This is a genomic window from Enterococcus massiliensis (assembly GCF_001050095.1).
GTDB lineage: Bacteria > Bacillota > Bacilli > Lactobacillales > Enterococcaceae > Enterococcus_C > Enterococcus_C songbeiensis.
On record NZ_CVRN01000005.1, the window covers coordinates 292,497 to 311,139 of the forward strand.

Genomic DNA, 18,643 nt, shown 5'->3' on the forward strand with positions numbered 1-18,643 from the left:
AATAAATGGTTTATAAAGATATACCAAAATCAGTTGAGAACTTTATGGAAATGATCACTAAAAAATGCGGCACGGACCATCGTGGATGGGCAGAGAATTTTAATGCGGCATTTGCAAACACCCTCTTAACAACTGTCAAACGACAAACAGATGGTACGACTTTTCTTTTGACAGGAGATATTCCAGCAATGTGGTTGCGCGATTCCACGGCGCAGGTTAGACCCTACCTGGTTGTTGCAAAAGAAGACGAAGATTTAGCAGCAATGATTTCAGGACTTGTAAAGAAACAATTTTTCTATATCAATATTGACCCTTATGCGAATGCTTTTAACGAAACAGCCAATGGTGCAGGGCATCAAACCGATCATACTGAGATGAATGATTGGATCTGGGAACGAAAATATGAAATCGATTCTCTTTGTTATCCCGTTCAGCTGGCTTATCTGTTATACAAAAATACTGGACGAACCGATCAATTTAACGAAAATTTTGTTTCTGGGGTAAATAAAATCTTAGAGGTTTTTGCAACAGAACAAAACCATGCAGAGTCACCTTATACCTTTGTTCGTGACACGGATCGTAAAGAAGACACTTTGATCAATGAAGGCCGCGGTGCAAAAGTTGCTCCTGTTGGGTTAACGTGGTCAGGCTTCCGTCCAAGTGATGATGCTTGTGCTTACGGATATTTGATTCCATCAAATATGTTTGCAGTAGTAGTTTTAGGTTATCTGGAAGAAATTTTTTCAACTATTTTAAAGGATCCAGCGATTGTTCAAAAAGCAGGAGTATTGAAAAAAGATATTCAAAAAGGGATTGAAGAATTTGGACGTACAAAAAATCAAGCTGGTGAAGATATTTACGCCTATGAAGTAGATGGCAAAGGAAACGCTACTTTAATGGATGACAGTAATGTTCCTAATTTGATTGCCGCGCCTTACTTGGGGTATGGCGAAATGAATGATCCGCGTTATTTACGTACGAGAAATACATTGTTAAGTAAAGAAAACCCGTATTATTATGAAGGAAAGTTTGCCAAAGGAATCGGTTCTTCTCATACACCGGAAAACTATGTTTGGCCAATTGCACTAGCAATGGAAGGGATGACAACAAACAGCAAATCAGAAAAAGAACGCATCTTAAACCAATTAGTGGCAACAGATGCCGGAACACATTTGATGCATGAAGGTTTTCATGTGGATGATCCCAATCAATACACTCGGGAATGGTTCTCTTGGGCAAATATGATGTTTTGCGAATTAGTGATGGATTATTTTGATATCCGTGTAGAAAAATAGGAGGAGTTCTCAATGAAAAAAGTTCATATTATCTCTCATAGCCATTGGGATCGTGAATGGTATATGGCTTATGAGCAACACCATATGCGGTTAGTGACCCTAATGGATGATTTGTTGGAGTTATTTGAAAAAGATCCTGAATTTAACAGTTTCCATTTAGACGGACAAACGATTATTTTAGATGATTACCTTCAAGTCCGTCCTGAAAAACGAGAAGCAGTACAAAAAGCAATTCATGCGGGGAAATTACAGATTGGCCCTTTTTATATTTTACAAGATGATTTTTTGACCAGTTCAGAATCGAATACCAGAAATATGTTGATTGGCATGGCAGAAAGCAAAAAGTGGGGCACACCGGTCATGCTGGGCTACTTCCCGGATACTTTTGGTAATATGGGGCAAACGCCACAAATGATGTTACAGGCAAATTTAAAAAGTGCGGCATTTGGTCGGGGAGTAAAACCAATCGGCTTTGATAATGAAGTTTTGCCAGATGATAACTACACCTCTCAATATTCAGAGATGAATTGGGAGGGACCGGATGGGAGTGAAATTTTTGGATTGCTCTTCGCTAATTGGTATAGCAATGGAAATGAAATCCCAATTGATCCAGAGGAAGCAAAAATCTTTTGGAAACAAAAATTGGCAGATGTTGAAAAATATGGCTCAACGAATCATTATTTAATGATGAACGGAGTGGATCATCAGCCAGTACAAAAGGATATTACTGCGGCAATTCGACTTGCAAATGAATTGTTCCCAGACTATGAATTTGTTCATTCTAGCTTTACAGAATATTTAGAAGCAGTTCAAGGCGATTTGCCAGAGGATCTGGGAACTGTTCATGGTGAACTGACCAGTCAGGAAACAGATGGTTGGTATACCTTAGCAAATACTGCTTCTGCTCGTGTATATTTGAAACAATGGAACACTCGGGTATCTCGTCAATTAGAAAATATTGCCGAACCTTTAGCAACGATGGCTTATGAGGTGACGAAAAAGTATCCTCACGATCAATTAACTTATGCTTGGAAGACTTTGATGCAAAATCACCCTCATGACAGTATTTGCGGCTGTTCTGTTGATGAAGTTCATCGAGAAATGATGCCTCGTTTTGAAAAGGCAAATGAAGTTGGGAAATTTGTGGCAGAGGAAGCGGCAGCAACATTGATTCAAGCCATTGATACGACTCAATTTCCTAAAAACAGCAAACCGTTTGTCGTATTCAATACAAACGGCACAATTAAAAGCGGTACCGCTGAAATTGAAGTGGAACTTGAGCGGAAAACATTTAAAGAGGGTGTTCCTCACCGTTTATTTGAAGCATTAAAAAATCAGCCAGCTGGTATGTATCGAATCATCAATGCTGCAGGTGAAGAAATGAAGGCCGCAATTAGTGAGCCCAAAGTTCGCTTTAATTACGAGTTACCAAAAGAAGCGTTTCGAATTCCTTATATGGAAAGCTATGTTATCGTGACACTGGAAGTAGAGAAAATGGCTGGATTTTCATGGGAAACATTTGCATTAATTGAAGAAAAAAGTGCGATTGTTCCAAATTCCTTGGTACACGAAGATGGCCGCGTTTTGGAAAATCAATTTGTAAAAGCGACGATTGAAGAAAATGGTTCTTTGACTTTAACAGACAAAGTTACCGGTAAAACGTTGAAAAATCTCTTGGTTTTTGAAGATGTAGGGGATGTTGGAAATGAATACATCTTTAAGCAACCAGTCAATGATCGGGCGATTTTATCCACAGAGTTTCCTCATACTGTAGAAATTATTGAAAACAATGGTGTTATCGGAAAGGTTCTTTTAACGCAAAGTATGTTGGTACCAGAAGCGGCAGATGAACGGTTAACGGAGGAACAACAAGCAGTCATTGAATTTCGTTATCGAAAAGCGCAACGTTCTAAAAAAATGATTCCAATGACTCTAAAAACAATTATCACTATCAATGATGTGACTCGTGACGTTTCATTTGAAACATCAATGAACAATCAAGCAAAAGATCATCGGTTACGAGTACTGTTCCCAACAACCCTAGCCGTTGAAACCCATGAAGCAGATAGCATTTACGAAGCTGTCACTCGACCAAATACCGTTTCAACTCATTGGGAAAATCCAACGAATCCACAACATCAGCACGCATTTGTCAACTTGCACGGTGATACCTTTGGTGTGACGGTATCCAACTTTGGATTAAATGAATATGAAATTGTCGAAGATACGATTGCGCTGACGTTATTACGAAGTGTAGGAGAATTAGGCGATTGGGGCTATTTTCCAACACCGGAAGCGCAATGCTTGGGTGAGCACACATTTGTCTTTGGTATTGAAATTCATGGGGCACCTGAGGGACGTTTTGCAACATATCAACGTGCACACAGCAATCAGGTACCATTTACAGGTAAACAAACCAGTATTCATACCGGAACTTTGGAAAATAAAAAGCACTACTTAAGTATCAAAGGTTCAACTTTTGCAGTCACTGCTTTAAAACGCCGAGAAAGTGATGCGAAATTGATTGTTCGGGGGTATAATCTAAGCAATGAAGCAACTGAACTGATGGTTACAAAAGAAAATCAAACCAACAGTGAACTGCTGAATTTATTAGAAGAACCAATCGGAACGGTTTCAAAAGAATTGCGACCTTATGAAATCCGCACGATTGGAATCGAGGAGGAGTAACATGTATTTTGGTGGTATCGAAGCCGGCGGAACAAAATTTGTTTGCGCAGTAGCTGATGAAAATCAAAAAATAATTGAAAAAGTCAGCATTCCAACAACAACACCAGAGGAGACCTTTGAGCAAGTTTTTCATTTTTTTGATCACTATTCATTAGAAGCAATGGGAATTGGGTCATTTGGACCAATTGGAATCGATGAATCAAAAGAAAATTATGGTTTTGTTTTAGCAACGCCGAAAAAAGGCTGGGCAAATTATGATTTTCTGGGAACGATGAAAAAAAGATACGACATTCCTTTTGCATGGACAACGGACGTGAATGCAGCAGCTTTTGGTGAGTTGAAGCAAGGAGCCGCGCAAGGAAAAGACAGTTGTATTTATCTAACCGTTGGTACCGGGATTGGTGCGGGTGTTGTTTTGAATGGCGAGATTTTTCAAGGGATTGCCCATCCTGAAATGGGGCATATCCGAATCAAACGTCATCCACAAGATGATTATGAAGGAACCTGCCCTTACCACAAAGATTGTCTTGAAGGGTTGGCTGCCGGACCTTCCTTGGAAGCTCGAACAGGAATCAAAGGACAAGATTTGCCAAAAGATCATCCGGTTTGGGATATTCAAGCCTACTATATTGCCCAAGCTTTGATGAATTATGCATTGACACTGGCTCCTGAGGTCATCATTTTGGGTGGAGGTGTAATGAACCAAGACCATCTTTTGCAAAATATCCGTCGACAATTTGTTGAGCAAATGGCTGGTTATATGGAAACACCGGCACCAGAAGAATACATCGTGCGCTGGGGTATGCCAAATGAAAGTGGAATTATTGGTAGCTTGCTGTTGGCGAAGGAAGCAATGAAAAAATAAATTACGCTACAAATTGAAAAGAAGTCCTTGATAACGGGGCTTCTTTTTTTTCTTTTTTCTTGGAGAAAAAATTCTTCGTTCTTTTCATGTTCATCTTGGAAGAGGTTAAGGAAAAACATTGACTTATAATTTAACAGGTAGTATATTGGATATGTGGTTACTACCAGTTGGTGTGGAGGGAAAAAGGGAGTGAGTGATTAAGTGATTTGTTGGTACAAAGCAAATTTGTTTGCTATTATAAAAATAAAACTGCAAACTAACAGATATAATGGTGCTGAATAGGTTGTAGTAACCAGAAAAGGTGAAAAACATGGCAAACAAAATAAAAAAGCAACCACTCTATGATCAATTGGTGGAATTATTAAAAGAAAAAATTGAAAATGAACTTGAACCCCACACCATGCTTCCTTCAGAAAGAGAATTATCTGAAATTTATGGATTAAGCCGTACAACGGTGCGGCTTGCCTTGCAGGAATTAGAAAATCTTGGATTTATCTATCGACAGCATGGAAAAGGAACTTTTGTATCAGATTTGAAGGATACAGCGTTGAATTTGGTTGGTTCTTATAGTTTTACGGAACAAATGAAGTCGTTAGGGAAAATTCCAAAATCTGAAGTTCTGTTGTTTGAAAAAATTGAAGCCAATAAGTATTTGGCTCAGCAAATGAATCTACGTTTGGGAGTAAAATTGATCAAATTGAAGCGATTGCGTATTGCGGATGAATTACCAATGATGTTGGAAAGGACATATCTACCCTTTAACCATTTTCTGACATTGACCAAGAAACAATTAGAAGAGAAAGCGATGTACGATATTTTTAAAGAAGATTTTCAGGAAACAATAAAATTAGCGGAAGAAGAATTTTATGCGAGTATTGTTCGGGCGAAGGACACAGAATTATTAGCCATTCGTGAAGGGGCACCAGTCCTACACTTGATGAGAAAAACATATAATATGAAGAATGAAATCATTGAGTATACGGAAAGTATCGCACGTGCGGATCAGTTTCGTTATAAAATCGTTCATACCCGCTTTTAATAGTGGAGGTATAACTATGTTTAAACTTTCTAAAGCTGAATTGGAAAAACAAGGTGCAGCAATTACAACTGCAGAAATTATGCAACAACCCGATTTATGGATAGAAACGCAGCAAATCTACCATCAGATAAAAGAAAAAATTGATAGTTTTTTAGCTATTGCTTCTCAAGAAGCTTCTGGAAGAATTCGAGTGATTTTTACTGGTGCTGGAACTTCTCAATATGTTGGCGATACACTGAGACCATTCTTGAATCAAAATGGGGATCACACTCGTTTTGATTTCGTGAGTATTGGAACAACGGATATTGTGGCAGCACCATTAGACTATTTACAACCAGATGATTGGACGATCCTAGTATCTTTTGCTCGCAGTGGGAATTCTCCTGAAAGTTTAGCTGCGGTTAAAATTGCGAATCAAGTGGTTACTCACATTCGCCATATCACTATTACTTGTGCATCGGAGGGAAAATTAGCTCAGCAGTCAAAAAACGATCCCAATAATTTATTACTGTTAATGCCTAGTGGAGCGAATGATCAAGGATTTGCAATGACTGGTAGTTTTTCTTGTATGTTATTGATGGCACTTTTGGTGTTCGATAAAAATCACCAAAAAGAACAATTCATTGATGAAATGGCTGTATTAGGAAGAGAGGTCATTGAAAGGGAATCGGAAATCCAGAAAATAATTGCATTGGATTACCAACGGATTGTGTATCTTGGGTCAGGCGTATTTTCAGGCTTGACAAGGGAAGCTTCGTTGAAGGTCTTAGAACTGACTGCTGGAAAAACGGCGACAGTTTTTGATTCTTCTATGGGTTTTCGTCATGGTCCTAAATCTTTTGTAGATAATAAAACATTGGTTTTTGGTTTCCTTAGCAATACAGCTTACACCCGGCAATACGATTCTGATATTTTAGAAGAAATAGCTGGAGATAAAATCGCACTACCAGTGGTAGCAATTGGTCAAAGAAACGACAAACGAGTATTCCCAGGTACAAATTTTCTTTTTAATACAGTGAGTGATCCCTTACCAGATGGTTATGCAGCACTACCGTTTTTGATGGTGGCACAAACTGTAGCTTTACTGTCTTCTGTTAAAATCGGCAACAGGCCGGATACTCCTTCGCCAACAGGCACTGTCAACCGTGTAGTTAAGGGGGTAACAATCCACCCATACGAATAAATAAAGTCATTTAAAAATAGACCAAAAGTGTAGACCGAGTAGTCATTTCTATGATAGGTCATAAATAATATTTGAGGTGAATGATGTGTTAGAAATAAGTAAAAGCAAAAAGAATATGATGAATCAGCTGTCTACAAAGGATGGTGTTATTGCTGCGTTGGCCATTGATCAACGAGGTGCATTAAAAAAAATGTTTGCTGCATTGGGTAAGACGGCAGAAGCAAAAGATATTGAAGAGTTGAAGGTTCTGGTTTCTAAAGAGTTAACTAAGTACTCTTCTTCTATTTTATTGGATCCTGAATACGGACTACCCGCAGCTGATGCGCGGGCTAAGACAGCAGGATTATTGTTTGCTTATGAAAAAACTGGCTACGATACAACGACTCCGGGAAGATTGCCCGATTTATTGCAGGAATGGTCGGTGGAACGTCTTAAAGCCAGAGGAGCAGATGCAATTAAATTTTTACTGTATTACGATGTGGATGAAGGTTCTGAAATCAATGATCAAAAACATATTTTTATTGAACGTTTAGGAAGTGAATGTGCTGGAGAAGATATGCCATTTTATCTTGAATTAGTTTCCTATGATGCCAATATTTCTGATGTGAATAGTCGTGAATATGCAGTTGTGAAACCCCGCAAAGTAATTGAAATGATGAAAGAATTCTCCAAACCCAAATATAAAGTTGATGTTTTAAAAGTTGAAGTACCGGTCAATATGCGTTTTGTTGAGGGGTTCGCCGAAGAAGAAGCCGTTTATACTCAAGAAGCCGCACAGACCTTTTTCAAAGAACAAAGTGAGGCGACGACTCTGCCATTTATTTTCTTATCTGGCGGCGTTTCAGCAAAGCTGTTTCAAGAAACTTTATTGCTTGCTAAAGAGGCTGGCTCTGAATTTAACGGAGTGTTGTGTGGCCGAGCAACTTGGAAAGGTGTTGTCGAACCATTCGTAAAAGAAGGACCTGAGGCTGCAGCGAAGTGGTTGGCAACAGAAGGACGTCAAAATATTGAAGCATTAAATGAGATTCTCAATACAACCGCTTCTACTTGGCATTCAAAAGTAAAAGTTAAAAAATTGGATCCAGTAGTTTCAGCTTAGTAAAAAATAATCCCAGAAGATTAACTGCAAAACTAATCTTCTGGGATTATTTTGTTCCTCCCAATTGTTTCTGAAACTGCATTGGAGAGATTCCCACACTGGATTTAAAAACGTGATGGAATGTTTTGACGCTGGCAAAGCCGGATTTTGTTGCGACCTCAGTCATTGGCAGTTCTTCTGTACCTAAAATATATTTTGCTTGATTGATGCGATATTCCGTTAAATATTGGGTAAAGGAAAAGCCAACATTTTTTTTAAAAAAGCGAGAAAAATAACTAGGACTGAATCCTAAATGGGAAGAAATATCCTCCAAAGAAAGGGGATCGAGATAGTGTTGTTCAACATATTCAAAAATGGTATTCAAATAGGTCAAAGTCTCTTTATTTTTTAGTGCTTTTTGGGTGGCGCGCTTCGCATCTTGAACAGGTTTTACGGGTAACCGATAAAACAGACTGACAATTTGATACAATGCCCCCATAATTGTATATTGTTTTCCCTCGTTTTCTGTCTCATTTTCTTCATAGATCGAAAGTAACAATTTTTTTAGTTGTTTTTCACTGTTCTCTGGCCAAAAACGGCTGTGATTGACTGCTGTATCGAAAAGTTCAAATAGTGTTCGATCCTTTTGCTGGAGGTTTTCATTTTCATGAAAAAGCTTTAACTCAAACTGATACACGATTCTTTGGCTATCAGGGGAAGCCAGAAAAAAATGCGGTTCACCACTTGGAAAAAAATAAATTTCCCCCTCTTCCAATTGAATGATCTCCTCATAAACGCCTAAATTTACACGCCCCTTAAGACAGTAAATAATTTCAATTTCTTTGTGCCAGTGAGGATAGGTGATGTCCCATCCATGACTGATAAAGCTCCGAAAGGGAAAGAGTCCGTTTAATTTAGGAATTTCCAAATATTGGCTCATAGTTTTCCTCCAAACATGGTTTGTTTCTTTTGTTCTATTGTACCTGAAAAAAAGTAAATTAGGACAAAAATCGGGAATTTTTTACAAGAAAAATGGGAAGAATTCTTTTATTCAGTTCGTTATACTTAGATAAAATAAAACGGTTACAGGAGGAAATGAATGAAACTAAAAATTGGAATTATTGGCTGCGGCGGTATCGCTAACGGGAAACATATGCCGGCATTATCAAAAGTTGCCGAAGTAGAAATGGTGGCTTTTTGTGATTTGATTGAGGAACGCGCAGAAGCGGCACAGGAAAAATTTGGGAAAAATAAGGGACATATTTATACAGATTACCGAGAAATGCTCAAAAAAGAAAAGTTGGATGTTGTTCACGTTTGTACGCCAAATGCGACACATGCTGAACTTTCAATTGCAGCAATGGAAGCAGATTGTCATGTCATGTGTGAAAAACCAATGGCAAAAACTTCTGCTGAAGCCAAACAGATGATTGCTGCTGCTGAACGAACAGGGAAAAAATTAACGATTGGTTACCAAAATCGTTTCCGGACTGATTCGACTTATCTCCATAATGTTTGTCGAGAAGATGGACTTGGAGAAATCTATTTTGGAAAAGCCCATGCCATTCGTCGCCGGGCAGTACCGACTTGGGGTGTCTTTCTTGATGAGGAAGCTCAGGGAGGAGGTCCATTGATTGATATCGGTACCCACGCATTGGATTTGACTCTTTGGATGATGGATAATTATCAGCCAAAATTGGTTGTTGGAAAAGCTTATCATGAATTGTCGAAAACTGAAAATGCGGCAAATGCTTGGGGTCCATGGAATCCCGAGAAATTTACAGTCGAAGATTCTGCCTTTGGCTTTATTACGATGGAAAACGGTGCGACGATTTTCTTGGAATCCAGCTGGGCATTGAACAGTTTGGATGTAAAGGAAGCAAAAACAACTCTTTGTGGAACCAAAGCTGGTGCAGATATGAATAATGGTCTGACAATTAATGGAGAAGATCACAGTTTGTTATATGCAAAAGAGATTGAACTGGAAACTGGTGGGGTTGATTTTTATGAAGGTGCGGATGAAACACCTGAGATTCGAGAAGCTAAAAGCTGGATTAACGCGATTCTAACTGACACAGAACCAGTCGTTAAACCACAAGAGGCTTTTGTAGTCACACAGATTTTAGAAGCGATTTACGAGTCTTCGAAAACTGGCGCACCGGTTTATTTATAGGAGAAGAAAATGAAACCTAAAATTGCTTTGCAATTATGGAGTGTCAAGGAAGCTTGCGAAGCCGATTTCTATGGCACCCTAAAACAACTGAAAGAAGCTGGCTATGATGGTGTCGAATTTGCTGGTTATCACGGAAAAACAGCAGAAGAAATCAAAAACTGGCTGACAGAACTGAAACTGGAAGTAGCCGCTTCTCATATTTCGTTTGAAGAGCTGAAAAATGATTTACCAGCGGTTATCGCTTTTGAAAAAATGATTGGTAATTCACAAGTAGTTTGTCCATGGCTGCATTTTGAAACCTTTGAAGACTGGCAGCAAGCAGCGTGTGACTTACAACAGATCGATACAAAGTTGAAAGAAGCTGGATTGCACTTTGCTTACCACAATCATGCTCATGAGTTTTCTGAAATTCCAGACACAGATATTCTCGATTATTTGTCGCAAACAGTGAAATTAGAAGTTGATCTTTATTGGTTGGCTTATGCTGGGATCGATGTAGCTGCTTGGCTTAGACAGCATCAATCGAAAATAGCCTTGCTGCATATTAAAGATATGCAGAGGGAGCCTAAAGAAAGTACGGAAATTGGTCGGGGTGTTCTGCCAATCAAGGCTTATTTGGAATTTGCCAAAGTACAAGCAATGCCTTGGCTAATCATTGAGCAGGAAGCTTTTCAAAAGTTTTCACCGATGGAAGCTGCTGTAATGAATCAGCATAATTTGAAAAAAATAATAGAGGAAGTGTTTTAATGATTCGCGTAACGATTTGGAATGAATTTCGTCATGAAAAAACGGATGAAGCAGTTCAACAAATGTATCCTAAAGGTATTCACGGTCAGTTGGCGGAATTATTGGGAACAGATGACTTCACGATTCGCACTGCTACTTTGGATGAGCCAGAACATGGCTTGACTGAGGAAGTTTTAGCTCAGACAGATGTGTTAGTGTGGTGGGGGCATCAAGCACATGATGAGGTACAAGATGTCATTGTCGAACGGGTCCAACAGCGGGTATTGCAAGGAATGGGCTTGATTGTGTTGCACTCCGGTCATTTCTCAAAAATTTTCAAAAAATTAATGGGAACTTCCTGTGATTTAAAATGGCGGGAAGATCAGAAACATTGCCGCATTTGGAATGTAAAACCAGGACATCCGATTACAGAAGGTATCGGTGATTATTTTGAATTGGAACAAGAAGAAATGTACGGAGAACACTTCGATATTCCTGCTCCAGATGAACTGATTTTTATCAGTTGGTTTCCTGGCGGAGAAGTTTTTCGCAGTGGGTGTACTTATCAACGGGGCAATGGTCGTATTTTCTATTTTCAACCAGGGCATGAAACCTATCCAAGTTATTACAACAAAAATGTGCAAAAAGTCCTTAAAAATGCGGTTCACTGGTGTGCACCAACGCAGGCCGTTTACCCAACATACGGACATTATCAAGCATTGGAGGAAGAAAAATGAAATTAGGTGTATTTACGCCAGTTTTTAACAATTTGACGTTTGAAGAAATGATCACTGCTGCTGCAAATTACGGATTACAAACCGTTGAGATTGGAACAGGTGGCTCTCCCGGTGATGCCCATCTTGATATTGATCATCTTTTAGCATCTGGGGATGCACGTAAAGAATATTTAGCAAAATTAGCAGACAAGGGTTTGGAAATCTCTGCATTGAGTGCCCATCATAATCCGATTTCTCCACTTCCGGCAGTAGCGAAAGAAGCCGATGAATTATTACAAAAAACGATTAAACTTGCTTCGTTGATGAACGTACCCGTAGTCAACGGTTTTTCTGGGGTCTCTGGTGGAAACCCAACGGATACTCAAGTCAACTGGCCTGTTTTGCCTTGGCCAACTGAATACAACGATAATTATGAATACCAATGGGAACAAAAGCTGATTCCTTATTGGAAAACAATCAATCAGGTGGCAGAAAGTGCCGGAGTAAAAATCGGAATTGAATTACACGGCGGATTTTTGGCACATACGCCTTATACTATGTTGCGTTTGCGAGAAGCAACTGGAAAAGCGATAGGCTGTAATTTAGATCCTAGTCATTTATGGTGGCAGGGAATTGACCCGGTAGCAGCAATCAAGATACTGGGTGAAGCAAATGCAATCCATCATTTTCATGCGAAGGATACTTACTTGGACCAAGACAATATTAATATGCATGGGTTGACAGATATGCAACCTTACAGCAATGTAAAAACACGGGCATGGACATTTCGTTCTGTAGGTTGTGGACATGATTTAAAAGTTTGGTCGGATATGATTTCAGCTTTGCGAATCTATGGGTATGATTATGTTTTAAGTATTGAGCATGAAGATCCAATTATGTCAGTAGACGAAGGATTGACACGAGCAGTCAAAAATCTAAAATCAGTAATGATTAAAGAGCAACCTTCGGAAATGTGGTGGGTGTAATGAACAAACCAATTCATTTTGCAATCATTGGCTACGGCGGGATGGGTTCCTATCATGTAAGTACGATTATGCCACAGGCAGAGCAACGAATTCAGGTGGTTGGAACCTATGATATTTCTGGTGAACGACAAGCATTTGCCAAACAGAACGGGTTGAGAAATTATGAAAGTTACGAAGCCGTTTTAACAGATCCAACGATTGAAGCCGTTCTGATTGCAACGCCAAACGACTGCCATAAAGAACTGGCTATTCAAGCAATGAAAGCGGGAAAACACGTAGTATGTGAAAAACCTGTTGCAATGAATACCCAAGAATTAGATGAGATTTTACACGTTGCAAAAGAAACCCAACAAATTTTTATGGTACATCAAAATCGCCGATGGGACCCAGACTTTTTGATTATCCGCGAATTGTATAAAAAGCAAACAATCGGAGAACTTTTTCAGATTGAATCTCGGGTGCAAGGAGCAAACGGTATTCCTGGTGACTGGCGTCATGTGAAAAAACATGGCGGGGGCATGTTGCTGGACTGGGGGGTTCATTTACTGGACCAATTGTTATGGTTGGTGGATAGTCCAATAAAATCAGTAGATATTGATTTCAGCTATATTCTTGGGGATGAAGTTGACGATGGTTTTATCAGTTATCTGATTTTTGAAAATGGTGTTCGTGCTTTGGTGGAAGTTGGCACGACGAACTATACAAAATTGCCACGTTGGTATGTAAAGGGAACAAATGGGACCGCTAAAATCGAGGATTGGGATCTTTCTGGAGAAATGGTCGGTGCCAGTCAAAAACAAAATGTGGCCGCACCGGCGCCTATTCAAGCAGGAGTTGGGCTGACCAAAACGATGGCGCCACCGTCTGAAGAAGCAACGATCCGATTACCATTTCCTGAACCTAAGACGGAATATCCTTCCTTTTATCAAAATTTCTATGAAGTTGTCAGAGAAGGTGCGGAGCCTGTGGTGAAAAATGATGAAGTCCGCAAGGTGATGCAGTTGATTGATGGGATGATGAGGAAATAAAAGTGAATTAGAAATGCAAGAAAAACTGTGTATCATTTGATATGCTCCCTATAAAGTAGACAAGGAAAAAACAAAAATTCCAAATCTATTCTATAGGGAGTTTCTGTATGTCTAAAAAAAGTAAATTTTCTGCAGAAGAAAAATATAAGATTATTTTTAAAGTCCTTGAAGATCATCATAGTGTTAAGAGTACCAATAAAAAATATTCTCTTTCTAAGAGAATCATTAAGGATAGGATTCTCTTAGAAAGATAGCGGTTTAGAAGGATTAAAAGAATCTACGAAATGGAAATGATATAGCTACCAAGAGAAGCAAGCAGCTGTTTCAGCTGTCATTTAGTAACGGGAGCTCACAGCCCCAGAGCAAACCACCCGCGTTTGACGGGGGGTTATGATTCATTTGTGAAACAAAAAGATAAATAGATTTCTAAAAGTTTGATTTTTGATCAAGTTTTTGGAAACAGTATGGTTATGGCGTTTAACAGTTATTCTATTTTGAGAACTAGTCAACGAAGATAACGATTATTGGTAAATAGATTATATTGAATAAAATTAAAAAGAGTTAGTCGGAAATACTCCGGAGACTTTCTCTAACAATTAATTTTCCTGATAACACAATTTTAATTGGTTGAGTATCTTTTTTATTTATCAAATTTTTGCAAAGCTGTAAGGTCCAATACACCATTTCGTCAATATCGATATGTAATGTAGAAAGTGAGGGCGTTAGGAAAGAACACATTTCCAAATCATCAAAGCTACACAGAGAAATATCCTCAGGTACCTTAATGTTCGATTCTGAAAGTCTTCTCAATATTCCGATGGACATCATATCAGATGCAGCGACAATGACTGTAGGTAAAGTTTTTCTGGTTTCTATAATCTGATTCGTCAAGTTATAACCAGACTGTGCAAACCATTCATCACCTATATAAGAGTAATTATAGGTGGAAAGTTGCTTTTTTTTCATCCAGTCTGTATATGCTTGTTCTCTATCTCCTAATCCATCAGGAATATAATCGTTTGTTAATGTAATACGTTGATTCTTGCCAGCAATAAACGCAATATTTCTATGTCCTAAATCGTATATATAGTCTAATATATTAATCATTTCTCTATAAAAGTCAACAGATACTGAGGAGTACTCAGAAGAGCAGTAAAAATCATCAACTATAATTAAACGAGAATTAATTTTAGCTATTTGAGAATGGATATCTTTTTGGACATGACCAATAACAATTATACAGTCAACATTTTTTATTCGATCGATGCTTTGTTCCAAGTTGGGTAGAAAAATCATAAAATCAACGCAAAGATTAAGAGACTTTGAAGTTTGAACGAGGCTTTCTCTAATTTGTCTATAATATAAATCATCAATTTCATTTTTTCTGGAAACCGCAGAGATTATTCCAATGGATTTTTTCTTATTTTTAGTTTTATATTGCCTAGGTGTATAGTTCAGTTCGGTACAAATTGCATATATTTTTTCCCTTGTTTTTTCATTTACAGACAGATTTGGATCTTTATTTAGTACACGAGAAATAGTTCCAGGGGAGAGTTGAGCTTTTTTTGCAACATCACGAATGTTTACCATGATAATACTCCTTATTCTTATTATAAATTAAACTGATATTAATTTCTTCAAGAATAAAATACCATAAAAATCCACGTATATAAAGGATTTTAAATTGAAAAAAAATTTTCAGAAAATGTATTGACAAAACTTTTAGTAAACAGTTAAGTTTTATTTGTAGTAAACAACTAAAAAATTAATAATAGGGGGTATTAAAATGAAATTATTCAAATGTACAACACTTGGTTTATTGGCAATATCATTACTAGGAATTACAGGTTGTGGATCTACTACTAATGGAAAAAATGGAAGCGGTTCCGGAAACGTGAATTTAAAACTATCTTTGTGGGAGACGTATGAAGCGCCAGGCATGAAGGAAATTGCAAAGGCTTTCGAAAAAGAAAATCCAAATGTTAATATCGAAGTTGAGGTGACACCATGGGATCAATACTGGACAAAAATGGAAGCGGCATCAACTGGAGGAACCGCTCCCGATATCATAACAATGCATTCGAACGAATCATATCGATATATGTCAAATGGAGCTTTACTCAAGTTAGATGACCTAATCGAGGATGAAATCATCGATATGAGTAACTATAAGAGTGGAATTGATAAACTGTATCAGTATGAAGATAGTCAGTATGCAATTCCTAAAGATGTCAGTACAGTCGCACTTTGGTATAACAAAACATTATTTGATGAAGCAGGTATCCCTTACCCAGATGAAACTTGGACATGGGACATATTTTTAGATGCAGCTAAAAAATTAACAAATCAAGAAAAAGGAATCTACGGGTTTGCAGCTTCTAATAATTCACAAGATGGCTATAATAACTTTATTTTCCAAAATAATGGTACTAAATTGACTGAAAATCGAAATGAATCAACATTCAATACGCCAAATACTGTTGATGCAATGCAATGGTATATAGATTTGATATTGAAAGAAAAGGTTTCTCCGACTAACAGTCAGTTAGATGAAAATGATCCAGCTGCCATGTTTCAGTCAGGCAGAGTAGCAATGATAACACATGGGTCATGGATGGCGAATCAATTCCAAAATAATGATTATACTAGAGATAATTGTGATGTTGCAGTTTTACCAAAGGGAAAAGTACGGGCAACACAAATGAATGGATTAGGATATTCAATTTCTGCGACAACCAAATATCCAAAAGAGGCAAAGAAATTTTTGACATTTTTGGCAAGCAAGGAAGGAAATAAGATTCAGGCAGATAATGGCACAGCTATTCCAGCATATAACGGCTTAGCTGGAGAGTGGGTAAAATCATTTCCAGAATTTAATGCTCAGGCATTTGTAGATGAAATTGATTATGGCGTACTCCGACCATTTAATAATTCGACAATAAAATGGGAAACATTTGAGACAGAAACATTAAGAGATGCTTTTTCAGGTAAAACATCTGTCAAAGATATTGCGGCCAAGATTCAAGATGGTACTAATGAAATTATTAAGGAAGCAGAATAGAAATGAACTGCTGAGTCAATATTTTTTAATTGATTCAGCAGTTCCAATTTCAAAAAGGAGGATATTATGACTAAAAGTAAAAAATATGATAAACAGCATCTAATTTATGGGTATCTTTTTATCGCACCAACAGCAATTGGTTTATTTCTATTAAATATTTATCCAGCAATTCAGACAATCCTTCTTAGTTTTCAGCGTTCTACTGGATTTGGAAATGCCGTCTTTGTAGGTCTAACTAATTACAAGAAATTGTTTGTTGATAAAGAGGTTTGGCAGTCATTGTTAAACACTTTAATTTATGCAGTTGTCTCTGTTCCCTCGATTGTTGTATTTTCTCTGTTAGCAGCAGTATTAATGAATCAAAAAATTAAAGGATTATCCGTTTACCGAACTATTTATTTTTTGCCTGTTGTGGCAGCTCCTTCAGCGGTAGCTATGATTTGGAGATGGTTATTCAATTCAGATTATGGGTTGATTAATTTTATTTTGAAGAAAATAGGACTTAATGGTATACAGTGGATTACTGATCCGAATATCGCTATTTCAACAATTATCATAGTTGGAGTATGGAGTGCTATTGGATATAACATGATTTTACTTTTATCAGGGCTTCAAGAAATTCCTAAAGATTACTATGAATCATCTAAAATTGACGGTGCAGGAGCCATTCGACAGTTTTTCAGTATCACACTCCCATTAGTTACTCCAACTTTATTTTTTGTCGTTGTTACTACAATTATCGGAGCATTTCAGGTGTTTGATGTTATTTTCATGATGATTGAGCCATCGACTGAGGCGATGCTTCATACTCAATCACTTGCTTATTTATTTTATAAATATTCTTTCATTTTGAATGACAAAGGATACGGATCTGCGATAGTTGTCTTACTACTACTAATTATACTAGTTTTGACAGCTGTACAAATGAAGCTACAAAAAAGATGGGTAAATTATTAGGAGGATTCATAATGAAAACAGCTAATAAAAATTGGATTATACATTTATTACTAATATTGGGTGGAATTATTATGGTAGTTCCTTTTGTCTGGATGTTTCTTACCGCTGGGAAAAGTTTATCAGAGTCCATGCAAATTCCCCCAACAATATTGCCTAAAAATTTTCAGTGGATTAATTTTAAAAATGTTGCGGAAATATTGCCCTTTGCAAGTTTTTATTTGAATACATTTTTGATGGTTATCGGTCGAGTTTTTGGTTCAGTACTATTTAGTGCAATGGCAGCATATGCCTGTGCTCGCTTGCATTTTCCGGGTAGGGATATTTTTTTTGGAATGGTTCTTGTGCAAATGATGATTCCATCTCAAATTTTTATAACTCCTCAATACTTATTAGTTCAAAAATTAGGATTATTGGATTCTGTTCCAGCTTTAATTATCCCAGGGTTTGTAAGTGCTTTCGGAACGTTCTTACTTCGACAATTCTTTCTTAGCCTTCCAGATGATTTGGAGGAGGCAGCTGTTCTAGATGGAGCGAATATTTGGGATATTTTCTTTAAAATAATGCTACCACTTGCTAAATCTGGGTTGATAGCTTTAGCAATTTTTACAGCGTTATTTTCATTTAAAGATTTAATGTGGCCATTAATTGTAAACACTTCAATGAATAAGATGACGTTATCATCAGGCTTAGCAAATCTTCAAGGCCAATATACTACGAACTACCCACAGTTAATGGCGGGATCTCTGCTTGCAATTTGGCCGATGATACTTATATTTGTAATTTTTCAAAAGAAATTTATAGAAGGAATTGCTACAACAGGTGGGAAACTATAGCAATTAATAAGGAGA

16 protein-coding genes are annotated in these 18,643 nt (G+C 37.6%); 14 read left to right on the plus strand and 2 right to left on the minus strand.

The annotated features are described in order from the left end of the window. Positions 1-5: 5 nt before the first annotated feature. The 6 genes from BN1875_RS04435 to lacD all read left to right on the plus strand — a co-directional run bounded on the left by BN1875_RS04435 (position 6) and on the right by lacD (position 8,169). A complete protein-coding gene (locus BN1875_RS04435) occupies positions 6-1,295 on the plus strand; it encodes a glycoside hydrolase family 125 protein (RefSeq protein WP_048603654.1) in 1,290 nt (429 codons plus the stop codon). 12 nt (positions 1,296-1,307) lie between these two features. Next, complete coding sequence (locus BN1875_RS04440) at positions 1,308-3,983, plus strand: alpha-mannosidase (RefSeq protein ID WP_048603655.1); 2,676 nt, start codon at positions 1,308-1,310, stop codon at positions 3,981-3,983. Between the two features lies 1 nt (position 3,984). Then, positions 3,985-4,848: an ROK family protein gene (locus BN1875_RS04445; RefSeq protein ID WP_048603656.1), complete on the plus strand. Its 864-nt coding sequence runs from the start codon at positions 3,985-3,987 to the stop codon at positions 4,846-4,848. A 310-nt stretch (positions 4,849-5,158) separates the two neighbouring features. Further along, the gene (locus BN1875_RS04450) at positions 5,159-5,887 is read left to right on the plus strand and encodes a GntR family transcriptional regulator (RefSeq protein WP_048603657.1); all 729 of its coding nucleotides are present in this window, start codon (positions 5,159-5,161) and stop codon (positions 5,885-5,887) included. 16 nt (positions 5,888-5,903) lie between these two features. Next, positions 5,904-7,070 carry an SIS domain-containing protein gene (locus BN1875_RS04455; protein ID WP_048603658.1) on the plus strand — a complete coding sequence of 389 codons (1,167 nt, stop codon included), beginning with the start codon at positions 5,904-5,906 and terminating at the stop codon, positions 7,068-7,070. 85 nt (positions 7,071-7,155) lie between these two features. Next, entirely contained in the window at positions 7,156-8,169 is a 1,014-nt protein-coding gene (gene lacD / locus BN1875_RS04460) for a tagatose-bisphosphate aldolase (protein ID WP_048603659.1), read from the plus strand. A 46-nt stretch (positions 8,170-8,215) separates the two neighbouring features. On the opposite strand, the gene BN1875_RS04465 is transcribed toward lacD, so the two are convergent. Next, positions 8,216-9,088, minus strand: coding sequence for an AraC family transcriptional regulator (locus tag BN1875_RS04465; RefSeq protein ID WP_048603660.1), 873 nt, complete (start codon positions 9,086-9,088; stop codon positions 8,216-8,218). Between the two features lie 159 nt (positions 9,089-9,247). Here BN1875_RS04465 and BN1875_RS04470 point away from each other — a divergent pair, with 159 nt between their 5' ends. From BN1875_RS04470 to BN1875_RS04490, 5 genes are read left to right on the plus strand one after another with little or no spacing between them, the layout of a single operon-like run. Beyond that, positions 9,248-10,321 (plus strand): Gfo/Idh/MocA family protein, encoded by a 1,074-nt coding sequence (locus tag BN1875_RS04470; protein WP_048603661.1) that lies wholly within the window; start codon positions 9,248-9,250, stop codon positions 10,319-10,321. A gap of 9 nt (positions 10,322-10,330) precedes the next feature. Beyond that, positions 10,331-11,068, plus strand: coding sequence for a sugar phosphate isomerase/epimerase family protein (locus BN1875_RS04475; protein WP_048603662.1), 738 nt, complete (start codon positions 10,331-10,333; stop codon positions 11,066-11,068). Next, positions 11,068-11,784, plus strand: a complete 717-nt coding sequence (locus tag BN1875_RS04480) for a ThuA domain-containing protein (protein WP_048603663.1) — start codon at positions 11,068-11,070, stop codon at positions 11,782-11,784. Before BN1875_RS04475 ends, BN1875_RS04480 begins: the two co-directional genes overlap by 1 nt. Further along, positions 11,781-12,749, plus strand: a complete 969-nt coding sequence (locus BN1875_RS04485; RefSeq protein WP_048603664.1) for a sugar phosphate isomerase/epimerase family protein — start codon at positions 11,781-11,783, stop codon at positions 12,747-12,749. Before BN1875_RS04480 ends, BN1875_RS04485 begins: the two co-directional genes overlap by 4 nt. Next, the gene (locus BN1875_RS04490) at positions 12,749-13,777 is read left to right on the plus strand and encodes a Gfo/Idh/MocA family protein (protein ID WP_048603665.1); all 1,029 of its coding nucleotides are present in this window, start codon (positions 12,749-12,751) and stop codon (positions 13,775-13,777) included. Before BN1875_RS04485 ends, BN1875_RS04490 begins: the two co-directional genes overlap by 1 nt. Positions 13,778-14,338: 561 nt before the next feature. Here BN1875_RS04490 and BN1875_RS04495 read toward each other — a convergent pair. Next, positions 14,339-15,367: a LacI family DNA-binding transcriptional regulator gene (locus tag BN1875_RS04495; RefSeq protein ID WP_048603666.1), complete on the minus strand. Its 1,029-nt coding sequence runs from the start codon at positions 15,365-15,367 to the stop codon at positions 14,339-14,341. Positions 15,368-15,563: 196 nt separating this feature from the next. Between BN1875_RS04495 and BN1875_RS04500 the strand changes: the two genes are divergently transcribed. The 3 genes from BN1875_RS04500 to BN1875_RS04510 all read left to right on the plus strand — a co-directional run bounded on the left by BN1875_RS04500 (position 15,564) and on the right by BN1875_RS04510 (position 18,628). Then, complete coding sequence (locus BN1875_RS04500; protein WP_048603667.1) at positions 15,564-16,838, plus strand: ABC transporter substrate-binding protein; 1,275 nt, start codon at positions 15,564-15,566, stop codon at positions 16,836-16,838. A gap of 66 nt (positions 16,839-16,904) precedes the next feature. Then, positions 16,905-17,795 (plus strand): carbohydrate ABC transporter permease, encoded by an 891-nt coding sequence (locus BN1875_RS04505; RefSeq protein ID WP_048603668.1) that lies wholly within the window; start codon positions 16,905-16,907, stop codon positions 17,793-17,795. A gap of 11 nt (positions 17,796-17,806) precedes the next feature. Continuing rightward, a complete protein-coding gene (locus BN1875_RS04510; protein WP_048603669.1) occupies positions 17,807-18,628 on the plus strand; it encodes a carbohydrate ABC transporter permease in 822 nt (273 codons plus the stop codon). Positions 18,629-18,643 lie beyond the last annotated feature (15 nt).